This is a genomic window from Caenimonas koreensis DSM 17982 (assembly GCF_009646335.1).
Lineage (GTDB): Bacteria > Pseudomonadota > Gammaproteobacteria > Burkholderiales > Burkholderiaceae_C > Ramlibacter > Ramlibacter koreensis.
This window is the reverse complement of sequence record NZ_WJBU01000023.1, coordinates 54,331-66,998: the sequence shown is the minus strand read 5'-3', so window position 1 is coordinate 66,998 and position 12,668 is coordinate 54,331. Positions and strand designations below refer to the sequence as shown.

Sequence of the window (12,668 nt, the reverse complement as noted above, 5' to 3'; positions counted from 1 at the left end):
CTCGAACGGAAGACTCAGATGCGGCGTCACGTCGTGCAATGCGAGGTATTTCACGAGGAGCCCGGACGAGACGTAGAGCAGGCCGAACACCGATGCGACCGCCAGGAGCAGCAGCACGGCGATGGCTATCGCGATTTTTTTCTTGCTCATGCCGCGCTGCCTCGCAAGAGACGCAGCTTGTTCGCCGGGTCGTAGTACAGCTCCTTGAGGAAGGTCTTTTCGAAGTAGACGACCACGTCGATGGTGGTCATCACCTCTTGCATGATGTAGTTGAAGTCCAGCGTCTGCCCGACTTCGGATTGCTTGATGTACGAGCCGATCTTGTAGAGCGCGCCGCGGCAGTCGTTCGCGTGGATCGACGTCACCGAGCCGCTGTGACCGGACTTCAAAGCCATCAGGTAGTCCCAGCTTTCGTCGCCGCGCAGCTCGGTGATGAACAGGTGATCGGGCTTCATGCGCATGCAGCTGGAGAGCACGGCCTTTGCGCTAATCGACGGGCTGAAAAACAAATGAACCGAGTTCGGATGGTTCGGTGTCGTCAGCTCGTGGGCGTCCTCGATCGTGAAGAGGCGCCGCGTCGGCGGGTACAGATCGATCAGGCATTTGGAGAACGTCGTCTTGCCCGAGCCGGTGCCGCCCACCGTCACCACGTTCAGGTGGTGCTCCACCGCCAGCTCGAAGAAGCGCTCGAAGTCGCCTTGCTTGGTGAGTTCGAGCATTTCCTTTTCCCAGGCCTGCAAGTCGTCGCTCGAGCTGGAGAGCGCGGGCTTGAGCCTGCCCGACCCCGCGTAGTCCGTCAGGGTGAACCGGCTCGTCGATGGCTTGCGGATCGTCATGCTCACGGTGCCGTCCTCGCAGGCCGGCGGCAGCACGACCTGGCACCGCTCGCCGTCCGGCAATGTGAGCGATGCAATTGGCGTGTCGCGATCGAGCTTCTTTTGATTGAAGACGGCTGTAGCCGTGGCCAGGCCTTGCAAATTCGACAGGGTCAAGGCCTCGTTGTGGGTGAACACCCAGCCATTCACGCCTTCGGTCCAGTAGCCGCCGGGCCGGTTGATCGCGAATTCGGTGATAGGACCGCGCAGTGCCTCGGTGATGCCGTACTTGCGCATCATCTCGCGCACGGACAGCGAGCGATCTACGCGCGTGATCGGTGGCGCGTCACTTAACAAGGCTGAAGACATTTTCGAAGCTCACGTCACGCGCCACCATCACGTTCACGATGGTCGCGGGGTTCACTACCAGGGTCGGCGGGATGTTGATCGAATTGCGCAAGGCCTCCGAGGCCATGTTCTGCGCGGCCTGCTGCGTGTTCTGCAAGGGCGGTTGCGAGTTGACGACGGTGGCGCCGGTGTTGTTGCTCGCACTCTGCTGGTTGGCCCATCGCTGGGCCATCGCCGCCGAGAAGTCCTGGATGAGGCTCAGCATGATCGCGCCGCCGAAGCGCTGCCAGAAATGCGTATCCACGTATCCAGGCACGCCGCTGTAGCCCATCTGGTCGGAGGCCGGGCTGTCAATGTTCACGAAGATCCCGCTCGGGTTGTCGATCCGCGTCCAGAGCACGAAGGTGCGCGCCTGGCCCTGCTTGAGACTCGACTGCTGTTCGCCGAACACCGTCGCGCCGCGATCGATCAGCACCGTGTTGCCGTTGGCCGACCGCACGTCATTCAGCACTTCGCAGATCACGAAGCCGGGCAGCGTCGTATCGATGCCCGTCTTCAAAGCGCACGGAATGCTTGTGCCCTTCTTCAGCAGGTAGTCCAAGTCGGGCAGGCGGCCCGCCGATCGCGCTTGCAGCACGGTCGGCTGCAGGCGTGCGGCGATGGTGTCGCTGCCCTGCCCAGCACTGCCACCTCCGGACGCCGCGCCGGGTCCGCCGGCTGGCTGCGCGCCCATGGCAGAAAGCCGCGCCTGCACTTCACGCTGCTGCTGGTCCTTGTCGGACAATGGACCGTCCGCCTTGGGCCTGGCGCCCGTCGTCTCCAGCAGCACGCCGCCGGCCATCGCGCGCTCCGCGGGCGTCGGCGGTCTCGGCGCCGCTTGCTGGCCGTTCGCGGTCGCGGAACCGCTCGGGGATGACCCTCGTCGAGCTCCAGTCGCGCCCTTCTTGGCCGCTTCCGCTTCGGCTTGACGCTGTGCTTCAGCTTGCGCGTCCTGGATCGCCTTCAGCTGTGCCTTCTCGTCGTTCTCCTTCTTCTTGATTTCGGCCTTGGTCTTCTCGATCGAGTCGCTTTCGACCGCTGCGTTCTTCTGCGCGAAGCCAGGCTTGATCGCCTGCGCGATCCGCTTGGAAGCGGTCACCGGCTCCGCGGCCGCCTGGTTGCGCTTGTGCCGCTGATAGATCAGCAGGCCCGCGACGATGAAGAGGAACGCGGCGAGCACAATGCCCAGCACCGCGAACTTGCCGACGTTCGTCTTCGACTTCAATTTGCTCGCCGGCGCGCCCAGCACCTGCGCGTCGGGTGCCGTGAGGCCTGGCAGTGCGCCCGGGTCGGTGAAATCCACCGTTTCGCTCATGATTGACTCCCCTTGTCCACGCGCACGGTCCCCGGCACGCCGGTGCCTGACTCGTTGAACTTGGGCAGCACATAGCCCTTGTTCACGATTTCGATCACGCTGTCGCCCATGCGCGCGCGCACCGTGCGGATCACTTCATGCAGCACCACGGTGTTCTTGTGCGCCGGGTCGATGTTGAAGTTCAGCAGCGACTCGCTGCCGTCCGGCAGCACCTTGAAGAACACGGGCAACTCGCCGCCGTGGTCATAGACCAGCCGCGTCGATCGGCCGTCGTCGTAGGCCGCCGTCGGCTTGAGCATCTCGTTGTCGCCGCGCCAGACGTAGTCGGCGTTCACGACTACTTTTTCCGCCTTGGCGGCCGCCGTGATCTGCGCGCGCTTGGCTTCGGCGGCCGCTTCCGCCGCGGCCTTCGCTGCTTCGCTGTCCGGATACCGGAACCGCAGGATGTAGGTCGGCGTCGCCTCCTTGGGCGTGGCCAGCAGCTCGAAGGAGTACGTCCGCTTGTTGGTCACCAACACGACGTTGGTGTGCGGCATCTTCTGCGACGGCTTGAGCACGATGTTGTTGCCGCGCACGCCCAGATTCCAGGCGTCCGCGTCGCCGATGCCCAGCACCGACGCCGGCGAGATCGCCAGCGATTCGTCATCCTCCAGCTGGATCAGCGTCGCGCGGCCGATCATCGTGTGGACGTTGTACACCTGGGTCTTGTCGTAGATCTCCGTGCGGATACGCGGATCGGCATGCGCCGACAGCGCGACAATCGCGAGCAGGCTCAAAAGGCGCGCCTTCATTTCACTACCTCGGGGTCGATGCGGTAGGTCACCACCTTGAAGCCCAGCGGATTCACGAGCCGCTGCTGCTCCGTCATCTGACCAGGCTTGAACTGGAAGACGACCGTCGCGATCCACTTCTGCACGGGCGAGTTGTCCAGGTTCTCGCCGCTCGCGTTCAGCTTCTCGGACGTGTAGCGAACCTGGGCGCTGTCGTCCATGAGCACGATGGAGCCGACCTTGACCACCACCTTGCCCTTGTCCTTGAGCACCTTCAGCGGGGATTCGGGCGCCTGCACCTTGCGCGCGTACTCCTTGGCCACGGCATCCTCGGACATCAGTTTGCACGCCTCGAACTGATCGCCGATCGTGTACCAGTCATAGGCCTCGCAGGTGCGAACGTATTGGGCGAGCATGTACTTGTTTACCACCTCGTCGTATTGATCCTTGCTGTCGCGGATCGATCGCAGCGCCGTTGTGGCTCCCGTGCTGTTGTCCACTTTCAGGATCACGGGTTCGGGCTCGGTGCGCATGACGATCGCGACGAAGGCCGCGGCGACCGCGACACCAGCGACCGCTGTTGCGGCGCCCGCGATGCGCCAGGCGATCGTGCGCGAGCGCTTGAGTTCTTCAAGCTTCGACCGCTCGAAATCCGCGGCGGCTTCGGCGAAGGCCTGCGGGACGCGCTTTTGGTTGGTCTTCTGCTTCGCTGGTTCCGTTGCTTCCAGCGCTTGGGCGTTGGCGTTCATGTTTACCCAGGCTTTCTTTGAATTGAGTTGTCCCGATTCGCGAATCGATCGCGAAGCGTCTGCGCGAGTCGCATGCCGCTCTTAGCCAGCTGCACGCCGGCGCGCCCCTCGCGGTAGGTTCCCATCGCGCCGGATCGAATCCCGCTGGCTAGCGTGCCAATGCTTCCGGGCATCGACGCGTTGATACCGCCGGCGCTCAGAGACGATGCAAGTGCGCTGACCTGCTTGAGCAGGAACAACAGGACCAGATTGCCCATGGACGCCAGGAAGACGGTTTTCAACGAGGCATCGTCCAGCGTGCCGCTGCCGATCATCGTGGCCGACAGGCCCACGGAAATCACCGCGATGACCGCCACGAAGATCGGAATCAGGGCGTAGCTCAGCGCCGTGTTCACCCACGCCGAGAAGTACTGGCGGGTCGCGGGGAACAAGAGAAACGCGAAGAACAGTGGCCCGACGCTGGCCACCAGCACGGCGCCGACGTCGGCCACGATAAGCATCAGGGTGGCCAGGACGAGGAACGGGATCAGTCCGACCAGGATGCAGAGGGCCTTCAGCGCATACAGCAACAACGGCCCGACGTTGAAGGGAAACGGCGTGCTGTTCGCCGCGTCGTACCCTTCAGCCAGGATGTTGAAATACTTCAACGCCAGCTGGTCCAGCGTGCCCGCCGTCGCGGTGCCGCCGCTCACAGCCGATGCCAGATCACTGCCGAGGCCGGTGACGATGGGAATCACCGTGCTCGTGTAGTTGGCGGCGTTCAGGCCCAGCCCGATGACGACGGCGAAGCCCGCCATCCTCATCCCGAAGTCGACGACAGGCTCGGTCTCCGCGCCGCGCATGTAGTTCACGCAGATGAGGATGATGTAAATGCCGAAACACGCCGAGGCCAACGGTGTGACCGCCGAGGCGATCGCGCTGGCCGTGGCGCCGGCGCCAGCGGTCACGATGGCGTTGATTTGGCTAATCAGCCATGTAATGGGCGCCGCTTCATCCATCGGCTACCTCTTGAAGCCCTGGGCGTCGAGGCACTCGTGGTTCGTGTTCGCCGTCGCCACATGCCGTTCGGCGGAAGTCTTTCCCCAGCACTGCAAGACGCGATCCGACCCGAGCTTCGCGACAGCCTGCGATGCGTTGATCACCGCCGCGTCGTTCTGCAATTTGGCCGGATCACCCTGGTACTCCTTGACCTTGGCACGTGCCGCGTCGATGTCATGCAGATAGTCCGCAGCGCTCGGGACTTTCTCCCCGACCTTGCCGCATCCTGCGAGAGACAGGGCCACGATCGCCGCCGACGCGGCGGCCGTGATCACGAGCAGTTTTTGAATTCTTTGCATGACAGTTCCTTCACGGCTTGTTGACTGGCGACTTCGAGCTCCTGCTTTTGCGTGCGCTGCAGGATCGTCACGAGGTTGTTGGTGGCCTGGATATTGTTTTGCTCGCTGATGAGCCGGTTCGCGAGGTCCTGCTTCGCCGCGGGGTCGGAGGCTGAATCAATCTGACCCATGAGACTTTGAATCTGCTGCAACCGTCCGTTGGACTTGGCGTAGAGGTCGCTCATGGTCGCGTTCTGCGCCGCCACCACGTCATACAACGCCGTGGTCTTTGGCAAGTTCGGAAAGGTCGGATACTTCTGCCGCTCGGTCGCATAGGCGGCCGTCGACTTCACCTGCGTGATGATCGATTGCCAGTCCGAAGGCAAGGCACTGCGAAGGGCTGGGTTGTCGAGCAGTCCGCCCATCCCGCGCGCGCCTGTGATCGCGGTGTACTGCTGCTGGAACTGCGTGATCTGCTGCTGCATCTGGTTGAACTGCTGAACCCACTTGGCGATGGATTCGACCTGGTTGCTCACTTGCGTGGTGACGCTCGCCACGTCCGTGACGGGTATCTGGGCATGGGCCGCGCCTGCGGCCACGAGCACGAGTGCGCCGAGAACGGCCTTCACTCTGTCGATGAATCGAAAAAACTTCATTTGTTGTTCGCTCCTTGTGTCGCGGGTTGAGAAACTTTGTCGCGGGCCGCGCGGCGCATCGCCTTGTAGACCGGCACCCACTGGTCGGGGTGCGTTCCGGCCTGCGCCTTGGCTGCTTCGAGAATGGGGAAGTCTTCGGCGGCCATCGCGAGCACCGCGATGTCGTCGCCCATGCCTTCGAGATTGAGCTTTGCGATGCCCGATTGCGCGCCCTGCTTGATCATCAGCTTGCGGCTTTGGACGCCGAGCTTCTTGAGCTTCTGGAATTCCTTGATCGTGAGGCCGAAGCGCGAGTAACCACCGCCGTCAGGCGTCGTGTACTCCGCGTCCGGGTTCGGCAGGTACACCTTGGTGGGCGTCTGCTGCAGGATCGCCGGCAAGAGCGGGCTCTTGATCGCGTCTTCGGGTGACTGGCTCACAAGCACGATGAATTCGTCGCGCCGCCGCCCGGTCTTGAGCACGTCGAGGATTTGGGCCGCCGTGGTCGGGTATTGCAGCGGCATCCAGAATTCCTCGACGACCGTGGCCAGCAGCCCGCCGTTGCGCTGCATCAGCGTCTTCAGGTGGAACAGGTAGGACAGGATCGGCTCGGTTGCCGGATGTCCCGCAACGAGGAAGTCCGACACGTCGAAGCCGACGCGACGGAAGCCTTCCCAGTCGAAGTTGTTGCGCGGGTTGTCGAGTGCGTAGGCGTAGCGGCCATCCACCTCGCCGTAGCACCAGTCGGCCAGTCGCCGGACCAGGCAGTCTTCGCCGCGATCGGGAATGCTTTGCACCAGCGCGCCGAAACGGCGATGCTCGAAGGGGAGCTCGAAGACGTTGTCGACCGCGCGCTTGATGTCCTTCGTGTCTTCCGCCGTGCTGTCCTGTCCGGGCTTGCGGCCGCAGGCGCCCACCAGGTCATAGAGGAACGTCCGGTTCTGTGGCGTGTCGGGCAACTGGAACGGATTCAAGCCGGTCGGCTCGCCGCTGGCCAGGCGGAAGTACGTACCGCCCTGCGCTTCGACGAATCCGCGCATGGAGCCGTCCTTGTCGATGGCGAACAGCTTGCAATCGAACCGCTCCAGGAATGAAAGGATCGTGGTTTGCAATGTCGTCTTGCCGACGCCGGTTGCGCCAAGGATCACTGTGTGGCCGGCGCGCTTCTCACCGCGCGAGTCGAGCTCGGGCAGCGAGTAGTGGAAGTTGAAGTGATAGACACCATGCACGGTGGTCTGCAGCGGCAGCACGGCGGAGCCGTCGCCCAGCGGGTTGCCGTGGTGCTTGCCCGAGCTGTAGGTGTTCATGCTGAAGAGGCCGAGCAGATTGCGCGTGGTCTTCGGCATTGGCCGCGGCCGCCGCTTCACGTTGCCGGGGAACATGGAGAAGAAGGTCTCCGGCGATGAGATCGTCGCTGGAACGAACTGCGTCGCGCATGAGCCGCTGAGCGTCGTTCGCGCGGTCGCGCCGCGATCTTCCGCAAGCTTCTCGCTCTTCGCGAACACGGCGAGCGCGCCGTGCAGCTCGCCGAAGTACACCTGGCCCGACATGACCGCGCCCTTGCCTTCGGCCATGTCGGCCATCTGCTCCACGGCCTCGTCGCCGGCCGACTCCATCTTGTTAAGCGCCTGATTGATCATGCGGATCGAGTCGGCGGTATTGATGAACGTGAACGACAGGCACAACAGGAACGGGAACGGCAGCTCCAGGAGCGGATTGAATTTGCCGCGCGTGGTCGGCTCGGGAAAGTCCTTCAGGTCGAAATACGCCGCGTAGCGGCTACCGCCGTCCGGGAAGCGCGTTTCGATCAGCTTGTAGCCGTGATGCAGCGCGCTCGTTTCGACGGCCTGAAACAGCGGCAGCGACGTGACGGGCACGCGTTCCCAAAAGCCGTTGTAGAGGTACGCGATGAACTCGTAGAACTCGCTGAACTGATGGCCCTGATGCTCGTACATCGCCAGCAGCTCGCACTCGTAGGGCCGCAGCGTCTGCGTCACGGTGAGCTGGATCTCCTCCAGTTCGCGGATGCACTCCTCGAGGTTGTCGTTCAAGCCCGGCTTCAGAACGAAGGTCAGGTAGAAATCGTTCTCGAAGATGTCCGTGCCATCGAACTTCGCCATGTACCTGGCGCTGAAGTCACGCAGCCACTGGAAGCTGAATTGGTAGTTCGTCTTGAATTGCGTCTGGTAGTGATCGAGATGAGCCCACACCGTCAGGCGCGAGCCGGTGGACTTCCCGATGCTCAGAAGCAGGTCGTTCAGTCCGTCGTATTGGTTCTCGAGGACGTTGTCGCTGGTGACTTCGAATGGCAGGCCCTTGATCCGCACCGCGAAGGCCACGCGCCCATCCTCCAGCGACACGATCGTGTCCCTGACGTGGTAGTTGTACGGCGGCAGCTGCTCCTCACCCGCGAACTGTCGTTTCAAAATAGCGCTTAACATTTTTGAGTTTTCGGCCGTAGGTTGTGGGAGCGATTGCGAGCGTGCCGCCGTGGAGCGCCGAGTTGCCGCTCACGGCTTTGATCAGGCTCCACTTCACTTCGAGCAAGAGGATCTGAATCGCCTTGTCGTCGTTCGTGCAAAGCATCTTGGCGAACAAGGCGAGCGGAATTCCGACGAGGGCGAACAGCCATCCAAGTCCACCGACGAAAGTTCCGAGCAGCATTCCGCCCAGTAGCGACACGCACATGATTGCCAGACCGACCATGTACGGGATGCCCCAAATCATCGGACTGCGTCCCAGACCGTTGTAGCTGATGTATTCGACGGGCTGCTTCTCGTCGGTCATGACGAATCAAGCGAACAGAGCCCACGCCCAGGACCCGAGCGCCACAGCGCCACCGACGACAGACACGTGCACGACGCCCCATCCAAAGTCCGACCAGGACTTTTTTTCCGTGAACGCCATGACGCCCAGATAGATCATGTAGATCAGGGCGATGACGCCGACAAGGGCATACAGGCCGGTCTTGATGTCTTCCGCAGCGCTGTTGGCCTTATCCAGGCCTCCCAACGCGAATGCGTTGGACTGCATTGCAGCGACTGTGATCGCGAGAGCCATCTTTCGATGGTTGTCGATTACGGATGAGATAAGTTTCTTCATTGCGGGGATCCCTTCTTGCCGAAGTTTTTGAAGACGTCCCAGCTCTCGTAGGTGACAACGACACTTGCGGCGGGCTGGGCTGGATTTACTGCGCCTGGCGGAGCAGATGCGGACGACGCAGGCCCTTCGGGCATGCGCTTGATTTCGTAGATGGGCTCCTTGGCTGCCCGGGCGATTTCGCGGTCGATCGCCTGTAGATCAGCGGCAAGCCGCGCAAGGGCGCTGCTATCACCCATGCTTTCGACTCGATGGCGCTGCATCTGCAACTTGGACTTCTCTTGATTGAGGATGTCAAGGCGCTCGAAATGAACTTGCTCAGCAGCGGTACGCCTCTGTACGCCAACTGCGGCTGGCCCCATAAAAGCACTCGATGCAACCGTCGTCGCCAATCGGATTTGCGCGTTGACGCCGTTCTGTGCAGTGAGGAGGGCAGCACCTAAGGAGGTGACCAGCACGCCGACCGGTAGTTGACGTCTCATTGCTCGAATTTCCGCTCGAGTCTTTTCACGGCATCGGGCGAATTGATGGGTTTGTCTGCTGCGTCTTTCGCGACTTGCGCCAACTGCGGATGCGACTGGCAAGCAGCGACCGCACAGACTACGACTAGGATCTGACCTGCCGCCAAGACTCGTCGACCAGTACGGATCACGTCGAGGTCCCTTCGAATCCAGAGCTATTTGCAGCGCAGCTTGCGCCGTCATGGCAGCGCTCTGCTGCGCGGCCTAACCTGATCCAATGCTCCACTTGATCCGGCACAGTGCGACCATTCAACCCTGCCGCATGAGTTATCAACTCCAGCTCGGATGCCGAGATTCGCACTGTCGTACTCATGAGTTCGCGAAGCGGCACCAAAAATTTGTTGGGTCGTGGATTCGACATGGACAGGCCCATTGAGATTGAATTGATTGATCGAGAGCCTGGAGCGATCTAGCGCGAGGCTGATGCAGCGGCGTTGTCACGTGCGAAGAATTCACGCAGACGTTCGAGAAGTACCTTGCCACGCGGTGTCGTCAAAGCAGCGATTTGGTTGGCTGGCGTGAGCTCGGTAAACCAGCGGGCCTCACATGGCGGAATACCAGCGGCCAAGAGATTGGGTCGAGCAAATGGCATCGAGTTGCAATCCGTATCAGGCGTTGCCGAACGCTCTGGCAGTTCGTGATTCACTGACTCCATGGGCACGGTCTCATATTCGAAGGAGGGTGCGACTGGCGCAGGCAAGTGGAGCGCGCGTCGAGCGCCGCCAGGGCATCGCGATCTGAGGACGACACATTCATCTCGCAAAGAAAGCGCTCCAAAGCGCGGCTGTTGTAAAACGCGATGCGCATGCCTTCAGGTGTTTCAATTTCGACACCCTCCATGCCCGGCTCTTCGTTGTAAAACATCCTGTGTCCAGGCAGCGACTTCATGAACTCGCCTTCGTGACCAGTTGGCGGTCCCGGCATCGGAATTCGCGGGACGATCGTGTATCTCTCAAGAGTTTTAAACGCTTGACGCAGCTCTGCTACCTCGGCGTCAGACATCAACGTATGGGCTGGTGCTGGATCGACTTTGTCCATGTACTTGTCTTGTCGTCGCTCAGCACTAGTTCATACCGTCCGAGCGCCCCTGCGCGGCCGCATTTTCTGCTGCAATGCGGGCGTTGTAACTCGCCAGCTCCTGCGCATAATGGCTCGCGTCCACCCAATGTCCGTAGCGGTCTGGCGTCCCAACATAGACCGGCAGCGATGCACCCAAATTCGTATAGGGATTGCCGGTGTACGCCGCGCAGTAAGAAGGCAACACATCGCCAACATAGGACTGCCCTTCACCTGCGTAGGTAAGAAGCGTGGCATTGAGTGAAGCTGCATCGCAACGTCCGGCGCCATTCGCGATTGCTTCTACTAACGCTTTCATGCTGCTATTCATTGAGGCTGCCGGACAAAGCGCGAGAAAGTTGGCCCTCGCCTTGATCGTGTCTGAGTAGAACTTGAGCTTGATGCTGAAGTACCGTTGCAGTGATGCGGAACATTGGCTTGGCTGCGCAGACGACGAAAGGCAAAGAATCGCCTCACATGCCAAACGCACATCACCTGAAAAGATGCCATCTTGTCCAGCGCGCGCTGTCGGCAACAGAGTTGCGATAACAGCAGCAATGGCAATCCATCGACCCATTCGCCTCCGGACCGCGGCCTGGATAGCCACGCGAAGTTTCCCGACCTGCATACACAGCCCCCTCTTGAATTGCGAGCCACCGGTGTCGAAAGATGACACCGCCGTGACGTCACGAACTTTATGAAGGTCGACGCAAGTTGATAACTGGCTTTTTGGTGAGGTCGCGCGAAATAGCCGGTAAAGTCGCGCTCTGCGCCTATATGCGCTTGTCAGGGGTCGCGCTGTCCCGCTGAGGGCTGCGATCTACGGAGCGAACTGGACACGCACGTGGCGTCGAAATCAACGCAGCGTGTCGAAGCGACAGCGAGTGACCCAACGTGTCAGTCGTGTCGTGCCGCTGTTGCATCAAAGCAGCAGCGAACCGACTCCATATCGCACTGTTAGCTACTCTTTGGCGGCATGGACGAAACCTCTGCCGGAACAGACCAGTGACCACGCGATGCCATGAACCAATCGCGCAGCAGCGGCAGCAGCGATCGATGCTCATACACACCTTCGCGGCGGAGGATCGGGACGATCAATCGGAGTGCCGCATTCATGCGGTAGAAAGGAACCGTCGGGTAGAAGTGGTGGACGATATGACAATCGCCAGCTCCCCACCAATACATCAACTTCGTCAATGGGCCGCATCGATAAAACGTCCCCACCCAGAACGGATTCCGCGGTTCCAGGTCGAAATGCTCGAGCACGATGCGCATCGTGTTGACGAGTGGCCCAATGACAAGGAGCGGAAGCAAGTAGCCAACAATCAAGAGCTGCCAATTGAATGCCAGGCTTGCAAGTGCAAGCACGATGAGGCTGTAGCGCGTGTTCCGCTCCCACACGGCACGCCGTACACCGCCAAATGCCGGCTTGTCGTTGGACGCAACAACGAGGCCGCGATAGAAGAGCGCGCGGAACACCAACAAGGCTGGCGTCGCATAAACAGCGCGCCGGAATACCGTATTGATGCCGAGGTTCAGAGTTTCGGTGTCGTCCTTGGTACCCAGAGCACGATGATGCGTCAAGTGCCGGCTTTCATACAGCGAGCCGCGAAGCATCGCTGGCGCCACCAGAATCGATGACACAACCCATCTCACTGGGACGGGTAGAAATTTCCGATGAACAAATACGTCGTGATTGATGATGCTCATTACAACCACGAGATTGCCTTGCACGAACAACGCGATCCACCAAAGCGGGTCTGCCAACTCACGGACGGCTAGCTGCCAGGCCAGAAGCGCAAACGCCACTATCGAGCCGAAAACTGCCGCTAAGTCGAGTACTGGAATTTGCCTGTGCAAGGTTGCCAGCCGCTCAGGGCCCAACTCCTTGGAAATTGCAGCTCGCGCCATCCGCTGTTGGAGCTCGCGTGGAGCGTTTCGATCTTGGGGCATATATGCCTTCATTGCATGAATCTTAGTGGTTTGCTTTGCACAGCATTTCGCA

At 61.0% G+C, this 12,668-nt stretch carries 15 protein-coding genes; all 15 read right to left on the bottom strand.

Annotated elements, in window-relative coordinates:
• Positions 1-146: 146 nt before the first annotated feature.
• Entirely contained in the window at positions 147-1,184 is a 1,038-nt protein-coding gene (gene virB11, locus GHT07_RS19115) for a P-type DNA transfer ATPase VirB11 (protein ID WP_153586701.1), read from the bottom strand.
• Positions 1,162-2,451, bottom strand: coding sequence for a type IV secretion system protein VirB10 (virB10, locus tag GHT07_RS19110; protein WP_323741019.1), 1,290 nt, complete (start codon positions 2,449-2,451; stop codon positions 1,162-1,164). The genes virB11 and virB10 overlap by 23 nt, the downstream gene beginning before the upstream one ends.
• Before the next feature lie 62 nt (positions 2,452-2,513).
• Positions 2,514-3,308 carry a TrbG/VirB9 family P-type conjugative transfer protein gene (locus GHT07_RS19105; RefSeq protein WP_153586699.1) on the bottom strand — a complete coding sequence of 265 codons (795 nt, stop codon included), beginning with the start codon at positions 3,306-3,308 and terminating at the stop codon, positions 2,514-2,516.
• Positions 3,305-4,036 carry a virB8 family protein gene (locus GHT07_RS19100; protein ID WP_153586698.1) on the bottom strand — a complete coding sequence of 244 codons (732 nt, stop codon included), beginning with the start codon at positions 4,034-4,036 and terminating at the stop codon, positions 3,305-3,307. Before GHT07_RS19100 ends, GHT07_RS19105 begins: the two co-directional genes overlap by 4 nt.
• A gap of 2 nt (positions 4,037-4,038) precedes the next feature.
• The gene (locus GHT07_RS19095; protein ID WP_153586697.1) at positions 4,039-5,034 is read right to left on the bottom strand and encodes a type IV secretion system protein; all 996 of its coding nucleotides are present in this window, start codon (positions 5,032-5,034) and stop codon (positions 4,039-4,041) included.
• A gap of 3 nt (positions 5,035-5,037) precedes the next feature.
• Entirely contained in the window at positions 5,038-5,373 is a 336-nt protein-coding gene (locus GHT07_RS19090) for a hypothetical protein (RefSeq protein WP_228488447.1), read from the bottom strand.
• Positions 5,346-6,008, bottom strand: a complete 663-nt coding sequence (locus GHT07_RS19085) for a type IV secretion system protein (RefSeq protein WP_153586696.1) — start codon at positions 6,006-6,008, stop codon at positions 5,346-5,348. Before GHT07_RS19085 ends, GHT07_RS19090 begins: the two co-directional genes overlap by 28 nt.
• A complete protein-coding gene (locus tag GHT07_RS19080) occupies positions 6,005-8,413 on the bottom strand; it encodes a VirB4 family type IV secretion/conjugal transfer ATPase (RefSeq protein WP_228488446.1) in 2,409 nt (802 codons plus the stop codon). Before GHT07_RS19080 ends, GHT07_RS19085 begins: the two co-directional genes overlap by 4 nt.
• Complete coding sequence (locus tag GHT07_RS19075) at positions 8,391-8,774, bottom strand: VirB3 family type IV secretion system protein (protein WP_153586694.1); 384 nt, start codon at positions 8,772-8,774, stop codon at positions 8,391-8,393. The genes GHT07_RS19080 and GHT07_RS19075 overlap by 23 nt, the downstream gene beginning before the upstream one ends.
• 6 nt (positions 8,775-8,780) lie before the next feature.
• Entirely contained in the window at positions 8,781-9,089 is a 309-nt protein-coding gene (locus tag GHT07_RS19070; RefSeq protein ID WP_153586693.1) for a TrbC/VirB2 family protein, read from the bottom strand.
• Complete coding sequence (locus GHT07_RS19065) at positions 9,086-9,568, bottom strand: hypothetical protein (RefSeq protein ID WP_153586692.1); 483 nt, start codon at positions 9,566-9,568, stop codon at positions 9,086-9,088. The genes GHT07_RS19070 and GHT07_RS19065 overlap by 4 nt, the downstream gene beginning before the upstream one ends.
• Before the next feature lie 166 nt (positions 9,569-9,734).
• Positions 9,735-9,920 (bottom strand): TA system antitoxin ParD family protein, encoded by a 186-nt coding sequence (locus tag GHT07_RS21800; protein WP_407646662.1) that lies wholly within the window; start codon positions 9,918-9,920, stop codon positions 9,735-9,737.
• A gap of 329 nt (positions 9,921-10,249) precedes the next feature.
• On the bottom strand, positions 10,250-10,645 hold the full coding sequence (locus tag GHT07_RS19055; protein ID WP_153586690.1) for a hypothetical protein: 396 nt from the start codon (positions 10,643-10,645) through the stop codon (positions 10,250-10,252).
• 25 nt (positions 10,646-10,670) lie between these two features.
• The gene (locus GHT07_RS19050) at positions 10,671-11,240 is read right to left on the bottom strand and encodes a TrbM/KikA/MpfK family conjugal transfer protein (RefSeq protein WP_153586689.1); all 570 of its coding nucleotides are present in this window, start codon (positions 11,238-11,240) and stop codon (positions 10,671-10,673) included.
• A gap of 380 nt (positions 11,241-11,620) precedes the next feature.
• Positions 11,621-12,628, bottom strand: coding sequence for a fatty acid desaturase family protein (locus GHT07_RS19045; protein ID WP_153586688.1), 1,008 nt, complete (start codon positions 12,626-12,628; stop codon positions 11,621-11,623).
• Between the last annotated feature and the right edge of the window lie 40 nt (positions 12,629-12,668).